Origin of the sequence: Pseudomonas sp. TH04 (assembly GCF_016651355.1) — a bacterium.
In the GTDB taxonomy this organism is placed as follows: domain Bacteria; phylum Pseudomonadota; class Gammaproteobacteria; order Pseudomonadales; family Pseudomonadaceae; genus Aquipseudomonas; species Aquipseudomonas fluorescens.
On record NZ_JAEKEA010000001.1, the window covers coordinates 4577501 to 4597484 of the forward strand.

Consider the following 19984-nt stretch of genomic DNA (forward strand, 5'->3'; position numbering starts at 1 on the left):
CCGGTGGTTCTGTATGGAAGGGCCATCGCTCAACGGATAAAAGGTACTCCGGGGATAACAGGCTGATACCGCCCAAGAGTTCATATCGACGGCGGTGTTTGGCACCTCGATGTCGGCTCATCACATCCTGGGGCTGAAGCCGGTCCCAAGGGTATGGCTGTTCGCCATTTAAAGTGGTACGCGAGCTGGGTTTAGAACGTCGTGAGACAGTTCGGTCCCTATCTGCCGTGGACGTTTGAGATTTGAGAGGGGCTGCTCCTAGTACGAGAGGACCGGAGTGGACGAACCTCTGGTGTTCCGGTTGTCACGCCAGTGGCATTGCCGGGTAGCTATGTTCGGAATAGATAACCGCTGAAAGCATCTAAGCGGGAAACTAGCCTCAAGATGAGATCTCACTGGGACCTTGAGTCCCCTGAAGGGCCGTCGAAGACTACGACGTTGATAGGTTGGGTGTGTAAGCGCTGTGAGGCGTTGAGCTAACCAATACTAATTGCCCGTGAGGCTTGACCATATAACACCCAAGCAATTTGACTACTCCTGACTTGGAAACAAGCAGAAGCATCAGATTGCGGTGTGTGAAGACGATAGAACCGAAAGTTCGAATTTCACAAAACACCGAAAGCTATCACATACCCAATTTGCTGAAGCGAGGCCACCTGGTCACGACTCAGTACCCGAATTTCTTGACGACCATAGAGCATTGGAACCACCTGATCCCATCCCGAACTCAGTAGTGAAACGATGCATCGCCGATGGTAGTGTGGGGTTTCCCCATGTGAGAGTAGGTCATCGTCAAGATTAAATTCCGAAACCCCTGTTTGCTAACGCGAACAGGGGTTTTGTTTTGGGCGGTCGAAAAGTGCAAAGGGGCTTATTGCAGCCGCCTACAGTGCTAAAGTCCATGCCTCGATTTTGCTTTTCCCAAGGAAGCCGTTATGCCGGATGCGACGTCCCTCAGCGCTGGATTTATGGTGGTTCACGGCAACCGCCTGGACGAACTGCGCAGCCTCGTCGTCAGCTGGATGCGTCGTTATCCGCTGGCTCCCCTGGAAAACGAAATAGCACTGGTTCAAAGCAACGGCATTGCTCAATGGCTCAAGTTGGCTTTGGCCGAAGACCCCGAAGAAGATGATATGGGCGGCTGCGGCATCGCCGCCGCTATCGATGTGCAGCTTCCCGGCAGCTTTATGTGGCAGCTCTATCGCATGGTTCTGGGCAAGGAGGAGATCCCGCCCAAGTCTCTGCTTGATAAGGCCCCACTGACTTGGCGCCTGATGCGCCTTCTACCAGAGCTCATCGATCAAGCGCATTTCGAGCCGCTGCAGCGTTTTCTCACCCACGACACCGACCTGCGCAAACGCTATCAACTCGCAGAGCGGTTGGCCGACTTGTTCGACCAGTACCAGGTCTACCGCGCCGACTGGCTGGAAGACTGGGCCGCCGGCCGTCACCAACTGCGCAACGGTCGAGGCGAGTCCAAGCCGCTGAACCCCGCGAACTGCTGGCAAGCAGAGTTATGGCGTGCCCTGTTACTGGATGTCGGTGAAGAGGGCATGGCTGAAAGCCGTGCCGGTGTTCATCAGCGTTTCATTGAGCGGATCAACACCCTCCAAGAAGCCCCCCAAGGCCTGCCGTCCCGTGTGATTGTTTTCGGCATTTCCTCTTTGCCCGCACAGGCGCTGGAAGCGCTCGCTGGCCTGGCGAGATTCAGCCAAGTCTTGCTGTGCGTACATAACCCTTGTCGCCACCATTGGTCTGACATCGTTGCGGACAAAGACCTGCTGCGCAACGAGTACAAACGCCAAGCGCGCAAGGTCGGAATGCCGGTCACCATCGACCCGCAAACCCTGCACCAGCACGCGCACCCGCTGCTCGCCGCCTGGGGCAAACAGGGCCGTGACTACATCAGCCTGCTGGACAGTTACGACGACCCCAACAGCTACCGCGCCGCCTTCCGTGACGGGCGCATCGACCTGTTCAGCGAAAGCGAACCGACCACACTGCTCAATCAGTTGCAGGATGACATTCTCGAACTGCGCCCACTCAACGAAACGCGTGAGCTGTGGCCCGGCGTCGACCTCAATAACGACAGCTCCATCCGCTTCCACATTGCCCATAGCGCCCAGCGCGAAGTGGAAATTCTCCACGACCAACTGCTCCAACGGTTCAGCGCCGATCCCAAGTTGCGCCCGCGCGACATCATCGTCATGGTCCCCGACGTTGACAGCTACGCACCGCATATTCGCGCCGTGTTCGGTCAACTGGAAAGAACCGACCCACGCTTTATCCCCTTCACCCTTACCGACCAGGGCCAGCGCGGCCGCGACCCTCTGCTGATCGCCGTCGAACACTTGTTGAAACTCCCGGACAGCCGCTTCCCGGTGAGCGAAATTCTCGACTTGCTCGACGTTCCTGCGTTGCGTGAACGTTTCGCGATCAAGGAACGCGACCTGCCCACACTGCACCGCTGGATCGAAGGTGCCGGCATCCGCTGGGGCCTTAACGCCGAGCAACGCGCCGGCCTGGGCCTGCCAAACGAGCTGGAGCAAAACAGTTGGCGGTTCGGCTTGCGCCGCATGTTGTTGGGCTATGCCGTCGGCACTGGCCCGGCCTGCGATGGCATCGAGCCCTATGATGAAATCGGTGGTCTCGATGCCGCATTGATCGGCCCACTGGTCGCCTTGCTGGATGCATTAAATGGCGCGCATCAAGCCTTGTCCCAACCAGCGGCGCCGAGCGAGTGGGGCGAGCGCCTGCAGCGCCTGATGCAGTTATTCTTCCTGCCCAGCAGCGAACACGACGACTACCTCCTCGGCCAACTCGAACAACTCAGAGAAACTTGGCTGGAGACCTGCGAGTCCGTCGGCCTACAAGACGAGTTACCTCTCACCGTAGTCCGCGAAGCCTGGCTGGCCGGGCTGGACCAAGGCCGCCTGTCCCAGCGTTTCCTCGCAGGCGCTGTCAATTTCTGCACGCTGATGCCCATGCGCGCCATCCCGTTCAAGCTCGTCTGCCTGTTGGGTATGAACGACGGCGACTACCCGCGCGCGCAACCGCCGTTGGACTTCGACCTGATGGGCAGCGACTACCGCCCCGGCGACCGTTCACGCCGTGAAGACGACCGCTACTTGCTGCTCGAAGCCCTGCTGTCGGCCCGCGATCAGCTGTATATCAGTTGGGTCGGCCGCAGCATCCGTGACAACAGCGAGCGTCCGGCCTCCGTACTGATTGGCCAACTGCGCGATCATCTCGCCAGCGGCTGGCACAACGCACAAGCAGAAGCACCGCTGCTGGAAGCAATGACCCAGGAGCACCCACTCCAGCCGTTCAGCGCTCGCTACTTCCATGCCGGTGACCCACTGTTCAGCTACGCACGCGAGTGGCAGTTGCTCCACGAAGCGCCCGATGCCCCCCTACAAGAGCAGGAACTGGCGCCACACCCACAAGAAGAACCCTTGAGCCTTGGGCAGTTGCAGGATTTCCTACGCAACCCCGTCAAACATTTCTTCAGCCAGCGTCTGAAAGTGTTCTTCGAAGCCGCTGAAGTGCCGCTGGCCGATGAAGAACCCTTCGTCCTTGACGCGCTGCAACGCTACAGCCTCAGCGACAGCCTGTTGAACGCCGCGCTGACCCAGCCCGATCATGTGGATCAGGCCCTCCAAGCCCAGGCGCTGCGCCTGCAAGGCAGTGGCCTGTTGCCAATGGTCGGTTTTGGCGAGTGCCTGCGTAACGAACTGATCGAGCCATTGCCCGACTTGTTGCAGCGTTACCAACATTTACTGGCGCTGTGGCCCACACCACAAACAACCGCCGAGCCGATCAGTTTTGAGCATCAAGGTCTGCAGCTGGAAGGCTGGATCAGTGGCCTGCATCGGCGCAGTGATGGCGGGTTGCTAAGCGTGACCACCCTCCCCAACAGCATCGGCTCAATCAAGACCCGCAAGTGGCATCGCCTGATTCGCCCGTGGGTCAATCACGTCGTTGCCTGCGCCTGCGGCCTGCCACTCAGTACCGGTTTGGTCGCGAGTGACGACACCTTGTTACTGAGCCCGCTGGATACATCCAGTGCCCGGGAAATCCTCGGCAACCTGCTGCTGGCCTGGCACGCCGGCATGCGAAAACCACTCCCGGTGGCTGTGAAAACCGCCTTCGCCTGGCTCGGCCAAACCGACCCTGCCAAGGCGCAGGCCGCCGCAAGCAAAGCCTACGAAGGCGACGGCCTGACCACCGACGGCGAGCGGCGAGAAACCCCGGCGCTCACCCGCCAGTTCCCCGACTACGCCACCCTGGTAGCCAGCGAAGAGTTCGAAGGCTGGTGCGAAACCCTATATCGCCCGCTGATCAACGCCCCCTGGCGATCGCTCACCCGTGAGGAGGCCAGCACATGATCGGCAAACCTTTAGCCCTGGCCTTCCCGCTAAAAGGCAGCCAGCTGATTGAAGCCAGCGCCGGCACCGGGAAGACCTTTACCATTTCCGCCCTGTATTTGCGCCTGGTGCTTGGCCATGGGGGGGATGAGTCTGGCTTTGTTCGCGAACTGCTGCCACCGCAAATCCTCGTGGTGACCTTCACCGACGCGGCCACCAAAGAACTGCGCGAACGCATCCGTATCCGCCTCGCCGAAGCCGCGCGTTTTTTTCGCGACGAAATCGATCAGCCCGATGCCCTGATCGCTGACCTGCGCGATCAATACCTCCCCGAGCAATGGCCCGCCTGCGCCAACCGTCTGGACATCGCCGCCCAATGGATGGACGAAGCCGCCGTCTCGACCATCCACAGTTGGTGCCAGCGCATGCTGCGCGAACACGCGTTCGACAGTGGCAGCCTGTTCACCCAGACCCTGGAAACCGATCACAGTGACCTGCTCGGCGAAGTGCTGCGCGACTACTGGCGGCTGTTCTGCTACCCGATGCATGACGACGCACTCAATTGGGTACGCAAAAACTGGAGCGGCCCCGCCGCGCTGATGCCGCGCGTGCGTGCGCTGTTCGGCAGCGAGCGGCCTACAGACGAAACCCGCGAGCCAAGCGAGCTGATCAACGCCTGCCTGCAAGAGCGCCGTGCAGCGCTGGTCGCGCTCAAGGCACCCTGGCAACAATGGGCCGCCGAGCTGCGCGATATCTGCCTGCAGGCCGTGGCTGCCAAAGCCGTCGACGGCCGCAAGATGCAAGCCCGTTACTTCGAGCCCTGGTTCGAAAAGATCAGTGCCTGGGCTGCTGACGAAACCCTTGAGCAGTTGGACATCGGCACCGGCTTCACCCGCCTCACACCCGACGGCATGGCCGAAGCCTGGAAGGGCGAACCGCCGCGCCACCCCGGCATTAACGCGATGGCCAGTCTCAAAGCCAGCCTCGACGCCTTGCCAACGCCCGATGCCGCAGTGTTGCAACACGCCGCCGGCTGGGTGGGTAAACGTTTCGAGGAAGAAAAACGCCGCCGCGCCGAAATGGGCTTCGACGACATGCTGATTCGCCTCAACGCCGCCCTGCAAGCCGAAGGTGGCGAGCGTCTGGCCAGTGTGATCCGCGAGCAGTTCCCCGTGGCGCTGATCGATGAATTCCAGGACACCGACCCGGTGCAATACAGCATCTTCGACAGCATTTACCGCATCGAAGAAAACCACCTGGACAGTGGCCTGTTCCTGATCGGTGATCCCAAACAGGCGATCTACGCGTTCCGCGGTGCCGACATCTACACCTACTTGCGCGCCCGTCAGTCTACCGCTGGCCGCCATCACACCCTGGGCACTAACTTCCGCTCCAGCCATGCGATGGTCGAGGCGGTCAACCACGTGTTCCAACGCGCGGAAACCGGCCGTGGCGCATTCCTGTTCCGCGAGCCGAATGGCGACAACCCGGTGCCGTTCCACTCGGTACTGTCCCAAGGCCGCAAAGAGCAACTGCAGGTGGAGGGTCAAACGCTGCCAGCGATGAACCTCTGGCACCTGCCTACCGACCAGCCGATTTCCAACGCGGTGTATCGCCAGCAACTGGCTGCCGCCTGCGCCACGCAAATCGTCGCGTTGCTCAATGGCGGACAGCAACGTACTGCCGGCTTCCTACAAGAGGATGGCCGTTTCAACGGCGTGCTCCCGTCAGACATCGCCATCCTGGTGCGCGACGGCAAGGAAGCCCAAGCCGTGCGCGCCGAGTTGGCTGCCCGTGGCGTGCGCAGCGTGTACCTGTCCGACAAAGACTCCGTCTTCGCCGCCCAGGAAGCCCACGACCTGCTGGCCTGGCTCAAGGCCTGCGCGGAACCGGACGTCGAGCGCCCGCTGCGCGCCGCCCTGGCCTGTGTCACCTTGAACCTTTCATTGCCGGAATTGGAGCGTCTGAATCAGGACGAACTGGCGTGGGAAACCCGCGTGATGCAGTTCCGAGGCTACCGTGCGATCTGGCGCACCCAAGGCGTGCTGCCGATGCTGCGGCGCCTGCTCCACGATTTCCAGCTGCCACACACGCTGATCGCCCGCAGCGATGGCGAACGTGTGCTGACCAACCTGCTGCACCTCAGCGAACTGCTGCAACAGGCCGCGTCGGAACTGGACGGCGAACAAGCGCTGATCCGCCATCTGGCCGAACACTTGGCGCTGTCAGGTCAGGCCGGTGAGGAACAGATCCTGCGCCTGGAAAGCGATGAGCAACTGGTCAAAGTGGTCACCATTCACAAGTCCAAAGGCTTGGAATACGACCTGGTGTTTTTGCCCTTTATCTGCTCGGCCAAACCGGTGGATGGCAGCCGTTTACCGCTGCATTACCACGACGAACATGGCAAATCCCAGGTCAGCCTGCGGCCCACCGCCGAGTTGATCGCCCAGGCCGACGATGAGCGCCTGGCCGAAGACCTGCGCTTGTTCTACGTGGCACTGACCCGTGCCAAACACGCCTGCTGGCTCGGCATTGCCGACCTTAAGCGCGGCAATACCAACAGCTCCGTCTTGCACTTGTCAGCGCTGGGGTATCTGCTCGGCGCCGGCGCATCGCTGGGCGAATCCGCCGGTCTGGCGCGCTGGCTGCTGGACTTGCAGGAAGGCTGCGCGGCCATCCACTACGCCCACGTGCCTGACGCGCAAGACAGCCTGTTCCACCCACCGCGCAACGAAGCCAGCTTGCTCGCGCCCTTGCTGCCCAAGCGCAAGGCCGCCGAGAACTGGTGGATCGCCTCCTACAGTGCCTTGCGCATTGGCGACAGCATGAGCGCCGCGCCCCTCGAAGCGCCGGAAAACCCACAAGCCCAGAAGCTGTTCGATGACGAACGCCTCGACCCTGATGCGCCGCGCGAAGTGGCCGCGTCCGGCGGTGACATTCACCGTTTCCCACGTGGCCCTAATCCAGGGACTTTCCTCCACGGCCTGTTGGAATGGGCGGGTGAGGAGGGCTTCAACGTGACACCCGAGGCCATCGAAAAAGCCGTGGGCGCGCGCTGCAACCGGCGCAATTGGGAAGGTTGGATCATCACCCTCAGCGGCTGGCTGGGCCATTTGCTGCAAACCCCGCTGCCTGTGGGTAACGACCAGGTCACCCTGAGCAGCCTGCGGCACTACCAGATTGAAATGGAGTTCTGGTTCGCCAGCCACAAAGTCGACGTGCTCGCCCTCGACAAGTGGGTATGCCAGCACACCCACCACGGCGTGTCGCGGGTTGCCGCCGAACCGGTATTGCTCAACGGCATGTTCAAGGGGTTTATCGACCTGACCTTCGAACACGACGGCCGCTATTACGTGGCCGACTACAAATCCAACTGGCTCGGCCCCGACGATTCGGCCTACACCCAAGACGCGATGGAACAGTCGATACTCGAGCATCGATACGACCTGCAATACGTACTTTACCTGCTGGCCCTGCACCGCCAGCTCAAGGCACGCCTGCCCGATTATGACTACGACCGTCACGTCGGCGGTGCGCTGTACCTGTTCCTGCGCGGCACCCAGGCTGCCAGCCAAGGGGCGTATTTCACCCGGCCACCACGCGAACTGATCGAAGGCTTGGACCTGCTGTTCCAGGGCAAACCCATACCGCCTAAAGTCGAACCGGCCTGGGAACAAGGAGTGCTGCTATGAGCCTGTCGCCGTTACCGCTTGAGGAACTGCTGCCGCTCAGCCGCGCCGCCGACTTGTTGCAACTGCTGGAACGTTGGGTCGACCGCGGCTGGCTGCGCGCCTTGGACAAAGCTTTCGTCGGCTTCCTCCACGAACTCGACGCGCAAGCCGATCCGTTGGTGCTGCTGGCTGCCGCATTAACCAGCCATCAACTGGGCCATGGCCACGTGTGCCTCGACCTGTTCGAAACCCTCAAGGCGCCCGACTTTGCCTTGTCGCTGCCACCCGAAGGCGACGTGCAGACCGGTGCCATGCTGTTGCCGTCGCAACTGCTCGCCGGCCTCGACGGTGCCCATTGGTGCCAAGCGTTGGCCGCCAGTCACCTGGTCGCCCTGGCGGTTGATGGCAGTGAAGCCGCTCACAGCCGGCCATTGGTGCTGTCTGGCAAACGCTTGTACCTGCGCCGCTACTGGACTTACGAGCGGCGTATCGACACGGCGCTGCGCCTGCGCCTGGCGAGCGTGGAAAGCGTCGCCGCCGATTTGCCCCAGCGCCTGAACCGTCTGTTTGACCAACCGCCACCCGACGGCGTCATCGACTGGCAAAAACTCGCCTGTGCCCTGGCCACTCGCGGCGCATTCAGTATCGTCACCGGCGGCCCCGGCACGGGTAAAACCACCACCGTGGTGCGCCTGCTCGCCCTGTTGCAGGCCCCCGCTGTGGAAGCCGGCAGCCCGTTGCGCATCCGCCTGGCCGCGCCCACCGGTAAAGCCGCTGCACGCCTCACCGAATCCATCAGCCAGCAAGTGCTGTCGCTGAATGTGCCCGCCAGCGTGCGGGACAAAATCCCGACCCAGGTCACCACGGTTCACCGCCTGTTGGGCAGTCGCCCGGGCACCCGGCACTTCCGTCATCACATTGGCAACCCGTTGCCTCTGGACGTACTGGTGGTGGACGAAGCCTCGATGATCGACCTGGAGATGATGGCCAACCTGTTGGACGCCTTACCGCCCCACGCCCGCTTGGTGTTGCTGGGCGACAAGGACCAACTCGCCTCGGTCGAGGCCGGTGCCGTGCTCGGCGACTTGTGCCGCGACGCCGAAGCCGGTTGGTACAGCCCCGACACACGCCGATGGCTGCAAGCCGTCAGCGGCGAAGACCTCAGCGCCAGCGGCCTCCACGAAGACCTCGACGGCAGCCATCCTCTGGCCCAGCAAGTGGTGATGCTGCGTTATTCGCGACGTTTTGGCGAAGGCAGTGGCATTGGCCAACTGGCGCGTTGGGTCAACCAGCAAAATGCCGAAGAGGCGCGCAAACTGCTGGCCGCTCGCAGCCACAACGACCTCTTCTGCCTCAGTCTCAAGGGGGAACACGATCACGCCCTCGAGCGGCTGGTGCTGGACGGGCAGGGCGACGACGCCCAAGGTTATCGCTCTTACCTCAACCTGCTGCACAGCGCGCGCCCGGCCCTCGACACCCCGCGCGAAGACGCGGCCTGGACACACTGGGCGCAACAGCTGCTGCAAGCGTTCGACGCCTTCCAGCTGCTCTGCGCCGTGCGCAAAGGCCCTTGGGGCGTGGAAGGGCTGAACCTGCGCATCACCGCCGCCCTGCGCAAGGTGCGGCTGATCGAAGGTGATGACCAATGGTACGAAGGCCGCCCGGTACTCATGACCCGCAACGATTACGGCCTGGGCCTGATGAACGGCGACATCGGCATCGCGCTCAAACTGCCCGAAAGCGACGGTGGCCCGCAGGTGCTTCGCGTAGCCTTCCCACGCAACGATGGCCAGGGCGGTGTGCGTTTTGTACTGCCCAGCCGTCTGAACGATGTGGAAACCGTGTACGCCATGACCGTGCACAAATCCCAGGGCTCGGAGTTCACCCACACCGCGTTGATCCTGCCGGACGCGCTGAACCCGGTGCTGACCAAAGAACTGATCTACACCGGCATCACCCGCGCCAAACGTTGGTTCAGCCTGATCGAGCCGCGCAGTGGTGTCTTTGAGGAAGCCGTGCGACGCAAGGTCAAGCGCCTGAGTGGTTTGATGTTGGAGCTGGACGCTGCGGAAGAAAAAACTGACTGATCGGACCTGAAATATTTCTGACTCGATCGTGTGATTTTTCTGAAAAAATAGCAGGCCCCGCGACAGCACGCTTTCGCGGGGCTTTGCGCCGCTGTGCTATCGTTGCGGCATCACCCTGAATCAATACCTGAAGAGAATCGCTGCATGAACGTGGCTGTCTCGCCCACAGAGCGCAGTTTGAGCTGGAGACGCATGTTACTGGTGGCGCTCGTGTGCGTGCTCGCGCCGCGAGCCTTTGCCCAGGCTCCCGGCCCGGCGGACCAGCGCGCCCAGGCGGTGACCCAAGTCGTGCTCGGTATTCTCAGTTATGCACGCTGGCCCGTAGAGCCTGCGCAGTTGCGCCTGTGCATTGTCGGGCCGACCCAATACACCGACGACCTGGTCAAGGGCACGACCCAGGCGACGGGCCGTCCGGTTGTGGTGCAGCGCCTGCTGGCCGATCACCCCGATATCGTCAATGCCTGCGACGCCGTGTACATCGGCAAACTCAGCGCCGATGAGCGCACCCGGCTGTTTACCTCATTGATTGGTCACCCGGTGCTCAGCATCAGCGAAGGTGGCGACCAATGCACCGTGGGCAGCCTGTTCTGCCTGCGCGTGGGGGATGAGCAGGTGTCGTTCGAGGTCAACCTGGACTCCGTTGCCCGCAGTGGCGTGCGCATCCACCCCAGCGTGTTGCAGTTGTCTCGCCGTCGAGCGACGGTGCCATGAGGGCTGATAAAGCGCGGCCGACCCTGGGTTCGGTCATCGGCCGAGGGCACCTGATCCTGGCGCTGGTAGCGGTGACCCTGGCCAGCGTGTCGCTGACCCTGCTCGGCGTGTTGGCGCTGCGCGTGTATGCCGATCACAACCTGCACCTGATCGCACGCTCCATCAACTACACCGTGGAAGCTGCGGTGGTGTTCAACGACAGCGCCGCCGCCACTGAAGCCCTCAGCCTTATCGCCTCCACCGAGGAAGTGGCCCAGGCCGAAGTGTTCGATGCCAACGGCAAGCTATTGGCGCAATGGGTACGGCCGGAAACCGGCATGTTGTCCCAAGTCGAACTGGCGCTGGCGCATGCGTTGCTCGAACAGCCCATCAGCCAGCCGATTGTGCGTCAAGGGCAAAGGGTCGGCAGCATTCACGTGGTCGGCCATGGCGGCAGCCTGTTGCGCTTCCTGCTCAGCGGCCTGGCCGGCATCGTGATTTGCACGGCCCTCAGCGCCTGGGTGGCGTTGTACTTGGCGCGGCGCTTGTTGCTGGGGATTACCAAACCGTTGCAAAGCCTGGCCGCCGTGGCCCACGCCGCTCGTAGCGAACGCGACTTTGACCGGCGCGTGCCCCCGGCGCAGATCGCCGAACTCGACAACTTGGGCAGCGACTTCAATGCCCTGCTCGGCGAGATGGAAGCCTGGCAAAGCCACCTGCAAAGTGAAAACGAAACGCTCGCCCACCAGGCCAGCCACGACAGCCTGACGGGGCTGCCCAACCGCGCCTTCTTCGAGGGCCGGCTGATCCGCGCGCTGCGCGGCGCCGCCAAAATCAATGAGCGAGTCGCCGTGCTGTTCCTCGACAGCGACCGTTTCAAAGACATCAATGACAACTTCGGCCACGCCGCTGGCGATGCCGTGCTGGTGGCCGTCGCCGAGCGCGTGCGCGCGCAATTGCGAGAAGATGACTTGGTGGCCCGCCTGGGCGGCGATGAATTCGCGATCCTGCTCGCGCCCCTGCACAAGGTGGAGGACGCCCAGCGTATCGCCGACAAGATCATTGCCAGCATGGACGTGCCGATCCCGCTGCCCGGCAACACCCAGGTGTTGACCTCACTGAGTATCGGCATTGCCGTTTACCCCGATCATGGCGCCACTCCCGGCACCTTGCTCAATGCCGCTGACGCGGCGATGTACCAGGCCAAACGCTTATCCCAGGGTGGCCAGCAAACGGCGGAATCGGAGCCCACCGCCGCAAATGTCAATCACAGGAGTTGATCCCTTGTTCTCGAATGCGCGATTTATGTTTATCACCTTACTGGTGGCCTTCCTTGCCCTCGGCGGCTGCCAGACGGCCCCGCCCAAAGGCCTGACACCGGCGCAAGTCGCCGTGCTCAAACAGCAAGGTTTCGAACTCACCGACGAAGGCTGGGCGTTCGGGCTGTCGGGCAAAGTGCTGTTCGGCAGCGACGTGGAAAGCCTCAACAAAGCCAGCACCGACATCGTCGAACGTATCGGCAAAGCCCTGGTAGGCGCCGGCATCGAACGTGTACGCGTCGACGGCCACACCGACGCCTCGGGCAAAGAGAGCTACAACCAACAACTGTCCCTGCGCCGCGCCAAAAGCGTGGTCAAGGTGCTGACAGGTGTGGGGATGAAGGAAGAAAACGTCAAGCTGCGCGGCTTGGGCAGCAGCGAACCGGTGGCGTCTAACACCACCGTCGCGGGGCGCACGGAGAATCGTCGAGTGTCGATTGTGGTGATCGCGGACTAACCGCTTAACCCGTTCCAATGCTGCAATGCGGTCAAATGTGGGCGCTGGCTTGCCAGCTCCCACACTTATTTGTACATGACCAAAATTCTGCGCTCACCACCGCTCAAAAATGTGGGAGCGGGCTTGCTCGCGAAAGCGGTGTATCAGCAGCAGATAAGCTGCCTGACCCACCGCCATCGCAGGCAAGCCAGCTCCCACACTTATTTGTGCATGACCAGAATTCTGCACCCGCCACAGCTCAAAAATGTGGGAGCGGGCTTGCTCGCGAAAGCGGTGTATCAGCAGCAGATAAGCTGCCTGACCCACCGCCATCGCAGGCAAGCCAGCTCCCACACTTATCTGTGTCTGACCAAAGTTCTGCACCCGCCACCGCTCAAAAAATGTGGGAGCGGGCTTGCTCGCGAAAGCGGTGTATCAGCATCAGATAAGCTGACTGACCCTCCACCATCGCAGGCAAGCCAGCTCCCACACTTATTTGTGCATGACCAGAATTCTGCACCCGCCACCGCTCAAAAATGTGGGAGCGGGCTTGCTCGCGAAAGCGGTGTATCAGCAGCAGATAAGCTGCCTGACCCACCGCCATCGCAGGCAAGCCAGCCCCCACACTTATTTGTGCATGACCAAAGTTCTGCACCCACCACAGCTCAAAAATGTGGGAGCGGGCTTGCCCGCGAAAGCGGTGTATCAGCATCAGATAAGCTGACTGACCCTCCGCCATCGCAGGCAAGCCAGCTCCCACACTTATCTGTGTCCGACCAGAATTCCGCGCCTGCCACAGCTCAAAAATGTGGGAGCGGGCTTGCTCGCGAAAGCGGTGTATCAGCAGCAGATAAGCTGACTGACCCTCCACCATCGCAGGCAAGCCAGCTCCCATATTTATTTTTGCAGTGTGTGCTCGCTACAGTGTTCGCTTAACTGCCCGGCGTCATCGCCTGCGTCAAGTCATCCACCACGGCCTTGCCCATCTCACACAGGTAATGCGCGGCCCACGCGTATTGCTCGCCGCGCACATCCATAGCGGCTTCCATGGCGAGTTTCTTGGCGTAAAAAAGCAGGGTGGAGGCGTGTTCCAGGGCTTGCTCAATCGGCATGCCGGCATTGACGCGGAACAGGGGTTTTTGGTTTTCGCCGTAGTCGCCGAAGGTGACGACGCCGAGGGTGGTGATGGAGGAAAGCGGTGGATCGGGGACGATTTTGCTCATGACGATTGCTCTCTGCTGAAGTAGAGCCGCCACATCACATCGCTAAACATGAAGAGGGTGGCAGCTGTGTGCAGGTTAGCGATCCGGGTTGAGAGACCCCGGGTAGACTCAAGGTCTCCCGCACACAGCCGCCATAAAACGCTAAAAGCTGGCAAGAACCAGCTAATACTGTTGGAAGCGGTGCCTCATAAAATCCGGATCGCTAAACCCGATCGCTGATGTGCAGCGACCCAGGGAGGCTAGTGACCCAAACGGTAAGGCGCAATAGGGTGGAGAGTCTCTAGGAAACGTCCTGCGATTTAAAGCGAATCGTCGTTGATGGCCCTTTAATCCGCAAACTTGATCTCCCGCGTCTCCCCCATCAGCAACCCCTGATTCTGCTCCGTCACCTCCCTGATGTAATCCCACAACAAGGTAATCCGCTTCAGCTTCCTTAGATCCTCCCGGCAATACATCCAAAACTGCCGCGTGATCGCAATTTCCTCCCCCAGCACCGGCAACAACCGCGGGTCCTGCGCCGCCAAAAAGCACGGCAATATCGCCATCGACCGCCCCTGCTGCGCCGCGACGTACTGTGCAATCACGCTGGTACTGCGCAGGCTGGCGCTGGCGCCGGGCACTACATTCGCCAGGTACAGCAGCTCCGAGCTGAACGCCAAGTCATCCACATAGCTGATAAACGGATGCTCGGCCAAGTCTGCCGGGCGGTGGATGGGCGGGTGTTGGTCGAGGTAGTCCTGGGTCGCGTACAGCTGCAGTTTGTAGTCGCACAGTTTGCAGCACACGTACGGCCCGTGTTCCGGGCGTTCCAGGGCGATAACGATGTCGGCTTCGCGCTTGGACAGGCTGATGAAGTGGGGCAGGGGCAGGATGTCGACCGAAATCGCCGGGTAGGTGTCGACGAAGTGGCTGAGCTGCGGGGTAACAAAAAAACTGCCGAAACCTTCGGTGCAACCCATGCGCACATGCCCGGACAGTGCCACGCCGGAGCCGGACACCTGCTCGCAAGCCATGTGCAAGGTGCTTTCGATGGACTCCGCGTAACCCAGCAAACGCTGGCCCTCGGCGGTCAGGACAAAGCCGTTGGTCCGGGATTTTTCGAACAGCAGGGTGCCGAGCGACACTTCCAAAGAACTGATGCGCCGCGACACGGTGGTGTAGTCCACCGCCAGGCGCTTGGCGGCGACGCTGGCCTTGCGGGTGCGGGCCACTTCGAGGAAAAACTTCAGGTCATCCCAGTTCAGGGAGCCCAATGACGTGATGTTTTTTTGCATATTGGACCGGCTTTTATGTGCGTTCTTATTAGAGATTTGCACATCTATACTCCAAAAACAGTCCGAACGCCTCATTTCCAAGGCGATTCACGCGCCTTGTCTCTGCATAACTACAAGATTGGAGACCACATGAACGCTTCTGCCGATATTTCCGTGCAACAGGTCAAGTTGCTGATCAATGGTGAATGGGTCGAGTCCAAGACCACCCACTGGCAAGACATCGTCAACCCGGCCACCCAAGAGGTGCTGGCCAAAGTCCCGTTCGCCACCGCCGATGAAGTCAACGCTGCCATCGACGCCGCCCACAGTGCCTTCCAGACTTGGAAGCTGACCCCGATCGGCGCGCGCATGCGCATCATGCTCAAGCTGCAAGCCCTGATCCGCGAACACTCCAAGCGCATTGCCGTCGTCCTCAGCGCCGAGCAGGGTAAGACCATTGCCGATGCCGAGGGCGATATTTTCCGTGGCCTGGAAGTGGTTGAGCACGCGTGCTCCATCGGCACCTTGCAGATGGGCGAATTCGCTGAAAACGTCGCCGGCGGCGTCGACACCTACACCCTGCGCCAGCCGATCGGCGTGTGCGCCGGCATTACCCCGTTCAACTTCCCGGCGATGATTCCGCTGTGGATGTTCCCGATGGCGATTGCTTGCGGTAACACCTTCGTGCTCAAACCGTCCGAGCAAGACCCGCTGTCGACCATGTTGCTGGTGGAGCTGGCGCTGGAAGCCGGCGTACCGGCTGGCGTGCTCAATGTGGTGCACGGCGGCAAGGACGTGGTGGATGCGCTGTGCACCCATAAAGACATCAAGGCTGTGTCGTTCGTCGGCTCGACGGCTGTCGGCACCCACGTCTACGACCTGGCCGGTAAACACGGCAAGCGCGTGCAATCGATGATGGGCGCCAAGAACCACGCCGTGGTGCTGCCGGACGCCAACCGCGAACACACCTTGAATGCGTTGGTCGGCGCCGGTTTCGGCGCCGCGGGCCAGCGTTGCATGGCCACGTCTGTGGTGGTGCTGGTCGGCGCGGCCAAGCAATGGCTGCCAGACCTGAAAGCACTCGCGCAAAAGCTCAAAGTGAATGCCGGCAGCGAAGCGGGCACCGATGTCGGCCCGGTGATTTCCAAGCGCGCCAAGGCCCGCATCCTGGAGCTGATCGAAAGTGGCGTGAAAGAAGGCGCCAAGCTGGAGCTGGACGGCCGCGACATCAAGGTGCCGGGCTTCGAGCAAGGCAACTTCGTCGGCCCGACGCTGTTTTCGGGCGTAACCACGGACATGCAGATCTACACCCAGGAAATCTTCGGCCCGGTGCTGGTAGTGCTCGAAGTTGCCACCCTCGATGAAGCCATCGCGCTGGTCAACGCCAACCCATTCGGCAACGGCACCGGCCTGTTCACCCAAAGCGGTGCGGCAGCGCGTAAGTTCCAGAGTGAAATCGATGTAGGCCAGGTCGGCATCAACATCCCGATCCCGGTGCCGGTGCCGTTCTTCAGCTTCACCGGTTCGCGTGGCTCCAAGCTCGGCGACCTGGGCCCGTACGGCAAGCAAGTGGTGCAGTTCTATACCCAGACCAAAACCGTGACGAGCCGCTGGTTTGACGACGACACGGTCAACGATGGCGTCAACACCACCATCAACCTGCGCTGATACCGGGAGACGACCATGAAGATTGCATTTATCGGCTTGGGCAACATGGGTGCGCCCATGGCCCGCAACCTGATCAAGGCCGGCCACGCGCTGAACCTGTTCGACCTGAACCAGACGGTTCTCAAAGAGCTGGCCGAACTCGGCGGCACCATCAGCGATTCCCCGCGTGATGCGGCTAACGGCGCTGAATTGGTGATTACCATGCTGCCCGCCGCTGCCCACGTGCGCAGTGTGTGGCTGAATGAAGACGGCGTGCTCGCCGGGATCGGCAAGGGCGTACCGGCAGTGGATTGCAGCACCATCGACCCGCAAACCATCCGTGATGTAGCGGCTGCGGCGGCGAAGCAAGGTGTAGCCGTTGCCGACGCCCCCGTTTCCGGCGGCACCGGCGGCGCCAGCGCGGGCACCCTGACGTTCATGGTCGGCGCCACGCCAGAACTGTTCGCCAGCCTGCAACCGGTGTTGGCGCAGATGGGCCGCAACATCGTGCATTGCGGCGACGTCGGCACCGGCCAGATCGCCAAGATCTGCAACAACCTGCTGCTCGGGATCAGCATGGTCGGCGTCAGCGAAGCCATGGCCCTAGGCGATGCGCTGGGCATCGACACTCAAGTGCTGGCGGGGATCATCAACAGCTCCACCGGGCGTTGCTGGAGTTCCGACACCTACAACCCGTGGCCGGGCGTGATTGAAACCGCGCCGTCATCGCGGGGTTACACCGGTGGTTTTGGCGCCGACCTGATGCTCAAGGACCTGGGCTTGGCCACTGAGGCCGCGCGCCAGGCGAAACAACCGGTGATTCTGGGCGCTGTGGCCCAGCAGTTGTATCAATCGATGAGCCAGCGCGGGGAAGGCGGCAAGGATTTCTCGGCGATCATCAACAGCTATCGCAAGCCCGAGTAGAGGAGTGAGCCCGCTTGTTATGGCAAGCGGGCTTTAGATTGCTCACGCAAACACAAAGTACTTACGCACCGTCTCAACCACTTCCCACGTCCCCTTCATCCCCGGTTCCACCACAAAGATATCCCCAGCCCGCAAGTGAATCGGCTCCATCCCTTCGGGCGTAATCACGCAGTAGCCTTCCTGGAAATGGCAGTATTCCCACTTCACGTATTCCACGTACCACTTGCCCGGTGTGCAGATCCAGGTGCCCATGATCTTGCTGCCGTCTTCGCTGGTGTAGGCGTTGAGGTTGACGGTGTGCGGGTCGCCTTCGAGTTTTTCCCATTTGCAGGCATCCAGGACCGGCAGAGGGTGGGTGTCGCGCAGTACGGTGATGGGCTTGGACATGATGACTCCGAGGCAGTGAATGCAAAGGTGAACCCTAAGGCCTTGGGCGTTGCGTCAGTGGTCTGAACTCGACATCGGGATGCCCAGAAGCGCAGGCTGGTGCGATTCCTCTGACACCCAGGCCGTCCATGTGGGAGCGGGCTTGCTCGCGAAGGCGTTGGGTCAGCCTAAGTATTCAGTGACTGACACTCTGCCTTCGCGAGCAAGCCCACTCCCACATTGGATGTTCAGTGTGCGGGCTGCTTTCGCCGGACGAAAGATTTGTGCATGAATCTGCGATTTCCTCGCAGTAAGTACGAAAGAATTCCCGCCTCGCGCTGGAATTAGCAAGAAAATGCACGTCTGGCCCTCGTATCATTCACCCCAGTGACAACCGAGAGCCTTGAAATGAACCCAATAACAACGTGGTGGGATATCAGCCCGCCCTTGAGCGCGGCGACCCCGACCTGGCCGGGGGATACGCCGTTCCAGGAAGAGCGCGTGTGGCAGTTTGGCCCGCAGTGCCCGGTGAATGTGGGGCGCGTGACCTTGTCGCCACACACCGGCGCCCATGTGGACGCGCCGCTGCATTACAGTGCCGACGGTGCGCCGATTGGCGCGGTGTCACTGGACGTCTACATGGGCCCGTGCCGCGTGTTGCATTGCCTGGGCAGCGGCGCGCTGGTGCAGCCGCATCAACTGCAAGGGCGTGTGGATAACTTGCCGGAACGCGTATTGCTGCGTACTTATCCACAAGCGCCGCTGACCGAGTGGGATTCGAATTTCACCGCCATTGCCCCAGCAACCGTCGAGTTGCTCGCCAGCCTGGGCGTGCGCCTGATCGGTATCGACACGCCATCCCTGGACCCGCAACAGTCCAAGACCATGGATGCCCACAACGCCGTGGCGCGCCACGGCATGGCAATTCTCGAAGGCGTCGTGCTCGATGACGTGCCGGAGGGCGATTATGAGTTGATCGCGCTGCCGCTGCGCTTTGCCAACCTGGACGCCAGCCCCGTCCGTGCCATTCTCCGCCCGCTCAAGGAGCCCACGCGATGAGCCAGTGTCCCTTCTCACCTGACTACCAACCGCCGGAAGAATGGCATAACGCCGAACTGAATTTTTCCGAGTCCATGAGCTATGGCGACTACCTGGACCTGGGCAAAGTCCTCAGCGCCCAGCACCCGCTGTCGCCGGACCACAACGAAATGCTCTTTATCATCCAGCACCAAACCTCGGAGCTGTGGATGAAACTGATGCTGCACGAGCTTAAGGCCGCTCGCGAGCACGTGCGTCTGGGCGAGTTGCCGCCGGCGTTCAAGATGCTGGCGCGGGTGTCGCGGATCTTTGATCAACTGGTGCACGCCTGGGCGGTGCTGGCGACGATGACGCCGTCGGAGTACAAGGCGATTCGCCCGTTCCTGGGGCAGTCGTCGGGGTTCCAGTCGTTCCAGTACCGTGAGATCGAATTTATCCTCGGCAATAAAAGCGCGGCGCTGTTGCGCCCCCACGCGCATCGGCCGGCGTTGTTGAACGAGTTGAAAGTGGCGATTGCCACGCCGTCGCTGTATGACGAGGCGATCAATCTGATGGCCAAGGCTGGCTTGGCGATCGACCCCAAGCGCGCCGAACGCGACCCGACGGCGGCGACGGTTCATGATGAATCGGTGGAGGCGGCGTGGCGTGAGGTGTATCGCGACCCGAGCCGGTATTGGGATTTGTATCAGTTGGCTGAGAAGTTTATCGACCTGGAGGACTCGTTCCGCCAGTGGCGCTTCCGGCACGTGACTACGGTGGAGCGCATCATTGGCTTCCAGCCCGGCACCGGTGGCACGGAAGGCGTGGGTTACCTGCGCAAGATGCTCGACACCGTGCTATTCCCCGAACTGTGGCGAGTGCGTTCCACGCTCTAAACAAAAAGCCCCGGAATCCCGGGGCTTTTTACATTTGGAATGCCATCAACAAGGTGGGAGGGGGCTTGCTCCCGATGGCAGTGTGTCA

Annotated in this window: 14 protein-coding genes and 2 rRNA genes (1 of these 16 only partly in view); 12 read left to right on the forward strand and 4 right to left on the reverse strand. The window is 61.4% G+C overall.

Going from position 1 to position 19984, the window contains the following annotated elements:
• The 8 genes from JFT85_RS20535 to JFT85_RS20570 all read left to right on the forward strand — a co-directional run.
• A 23S ribosomal RNA gene (locus tag JFT85_RS20535) occupies positions 1-511 on the forward strand; it begins 2381 nt to the left of the window's first position.
• 171 nt (positions 512-682) lie between these two features.
• Positions 683-798 (forward strand): 5S ribosomal RNA (gene rrf, locus JFT85_RS20540).
• A 137-nt stretch (positions 799-935) separates the two neighbouring features.
• On the forward strand, positions 936-4388 hold the full coding sequence (gene recC / locus JFT85_RS20545) for an exodeoxyribonuclease V subunit gamma (protein WP_201230350.1): 3453 nt from the start codon (positions 936-938) through the stop codon (positions 4386-4388).
• Positions 4385-8059: an exodeoxyribonuclease V subunit beta gene (gene recB, locus JFT85_RS20550; protein WP_053257990.1), complete on the forward strand. Its 3675-nt coding sequence runs from the start codon at positions 4385-4387 to the stop codon at positions 8057-8059. The genes recC and recB overlap by 4 nt, the downstream gene beginning before the upstream one ends.
• Positions 8056-10125, forward strand: coding sequence for an exodeoxyribonuclease V subunit alpha (gene recD / locus JFT85_RS20555; RefSeq protein ID WP_078827322.1), 2070 nt, complete (start codon positions 8056-8058; stop codon positions 10123-10125). Before recB ends, recD begins: the two co-directional genes overlap by 4 nt.
• Positions 10126-10269: 144 nt before the next feature.
• A complete protein-coding gene (locus JFT85_RS20560; protein WP_073638233.1) occupies positions 10270-10836 on the forward strand; it encodes a YfiR family protein in 567 nt (188 codons plus the stop codon).
• Complete coding sequence (locus JFT85_RS20565) at positions 10833-12095, forward strand: diguanylate cyclase domain-containing protein (RefSeq protein WP_053257987.1); 1263 nt, start codon at positions 10833-10835, stop codon at positions 12093-12095. The genes JFT85_RS20560 and JFT85_RS20565 overlap by 4 nt, the downstream gene beginning before the upstream one ends.
• A 4-nt stretch (positions 12096-12099) precedes the next feature.
• Entirely contained in the window at positions 12100-12591 is a 492-nt protein-coding gene (locus tag JFT85_RS20570; protein WP_053257986.1) for an OmpA family protein, read from the forward strand.
• Between the two features lie 373 nt (positions 12592-12964).
• On the opposite strand, the gene JFT85_RS20575 is transcribed toward JFT85_RS20570, so the two are convergent.
• The 3 genes from JFT85_RS20575 to JFT85_RS20585 form a co-directional block, all read right to left on the reverse strand.
• Positions 12965-13453, reverse strand: a complete 489-nt coding sequence (locus JFT85_RS20575) for a hypothetical protein (protein ID WP_201230351.1) — start codon at positions 13451-13453, stop codon at positions 12965-12967.
• Positions 13454-13502: 49 nt separating this feature from the next.
• On the reverse strand, positions 13503-13793 hold the full coding sequence (locus JFT85_RS20580; protein ID WP_069553106.1) for a DUF3077 domain-containing protein: 291 nt from the start codon (positions 13791-13793) through the stop codon (positions 13503-13505).
• A 326-nt stretch (positions 13794-14119) separates the two neighbouring features.
• Positions 14120-15067, reverse strand: coding sequence for a LysR family transcriptional regulator (locus JFT85_RS20585; protein WP_053257982.1), 948 nt, complete (start codon positions 15065-15067; stop codon positions 14120-14122).
• Positions 15068-15196: 129 nt separating this feature from the next.
• On the opposite strand from JFT85_RS20585, the gene JFT85_RS20590 reads away from it, so the two are divergent.
• Positions 15197-16714, forward strand: a complete 1518-nt coding sequence (locus tag JFT85_RS20590; protein ID WP_069553104.1) for a CoA-acylating methylmalonate-semialdehyde dehydrogenase — start codon at positions 15197-15199, stop codon at positions 16712-16714.
• 15 nt (positions 16715-16729) lie between these two features.
• Positions 16730-17617 carry a 3-hydroxyisobutyrate dehydrogenase gene (mmsB, locus tag JFT85_RS20595; RefSeq protein ID WP_187601400.1) on the forward strand — a complete coding sequence of 296 codons (888 nt, stop codon included), beginning with the start codon at positions 16730-16732 and terminating at the stop codon, positions 17615-17617.
• A 42-nt stretch (positions 17618-17659) separates the two neighbouring features.
• Here the strand turns inward: mmsB and JFT85_RS20600 are convergent, their stop codons facing one another.
• Positions 17660-18004 carry a cupin domain-containing protein gene (locus JFT85_RS20600; protein WP_003230905.1) on the reverse strand — a complete coding sequence of 115 codons (345 nt, stop codon included), beginning with the start codon at positions 18002-18004 and terminating at the stop codon, positions 17660-17662.
• Between the two features lie 387 nt (positions 18005-18391).
• Between JFT85_RS20600 and kynB the strand changes: the two genes are divergently transcribed.
• Both kynB and kynA read left to right on the forward strand, forming a co-directional pair.
• Entirely contained in the window at positions 18392-19042 is a 651-nt protein-coding gene (gene kynB / locus JFT85_RS20605) for an arylformamidase (RefSeq protein ID WP_053257979.1), read from the forward strand.
• Positions 19039-19896 carry a tryptophan 2,3-dioxygenase gene (gene kynA, locus JFT85_RS20610; RefSeq protein WP_053257978.1) on the forward strand — a complete coding sequence of 286 codons (858 nt, stop codon included), beginning with the start codon at positions 19039-19041 and terminating at the stop codon, positions 19894-19896. Before kynB ends, kynA begins: the two co-directional genes overlap by 4 nt.
• Positions 19897-19984: the final 88 nt, after the last annotated feature.

What these genes read in the sequence shown, in the direction of transcription:
- recC (WP_201230350.1), top strand. Translation starts at nt 936, where the DNA reads ATGCCGGATGCGACGTCCCTCAGCGCTGGATTTATGGTGGTTCACGGC.
- recB (WP_053257990.1), top strand. Translation starts at nt 4,385, where the DNA reads ATGATCGGCAAACCTTTAGCCCTGGCCTTCCCGCTAAAAGGCAGCCAG.
- recD (WP_078827322.1), top strand. Translation starts at nt 8,056, where the DNA reads ATGAGCCTGTCGCCGTTACCGCTTGAGGAACTGCTGCCGCTCAGCCGC.
- JFT85_RS20560 (WP_073638233.1), top strand. Translation starts at nt 10,270, where the DNA reads ATGAACGTGGCTGTCTCGCCCACAGAGCGCAGTTTGAGCTGGAGACGC.
- JFT85_RS20565 (WP_053257987.1), top strand. Translation starts at nt 10,833, where the DNA reads ATGAGGGCTGATAAAGCGCGGCCGACCCTGGGTTCGGTCATCGGCCGA.
- JFT85_RS20580 (WP_069553106.1), bottom strand. Translation starts at nt 13,793, where the DNA reads ATGAGCAAAATCGTCCCCGATCCACCGCTTTCCTCCATCACCACCCTC.
- JFT85_RS20585 (WP_053257982.1), bottom strand. Translation starts at nt 15,067, where the DNA reads ATGCAAAAAAACATCACGTCATTGGGCTCCCTGAACTGGGATGACCTG.
- JFT85_RS20590 (WP_069553104.1), top strand. Translation starts at nt 15,197, where the DNA reads ATGAACGCTTCTGCCGATATTTCCGTGCAACAGGTCAAGTTGCTGATC.
- mmsB (WP_187601400.1), top strand. Translation starts at nt 16,730, where the DNA reads ATGAAGATTGCATTTATCGGCTTGGGCAACATGGGTGCGCCCATGGCC.
- JFT85_RS20600 (WP_003230905.1), bottom strand. Translation starts at nt 18,004, where the DNA reads ATGTCCAAGCCCATCACCGTACTGCGCGACACCCACCCTCTGCCGGTC.
- kynB (WP_053257979.1), top strand. Translation starts at nt 18,392, where the DNA reads ATGAACCCAATAACAACGTGGTGGGATATCAGCCCGCCCTTGAGCGCG.
- kynA (WP_053257978.1), top strand. Translation starts at nt 19,039, where the DNA reads ATGAGCCAGTGTCCCTTCTCACCTGACTACCAACCGCCGGAAGAATGG.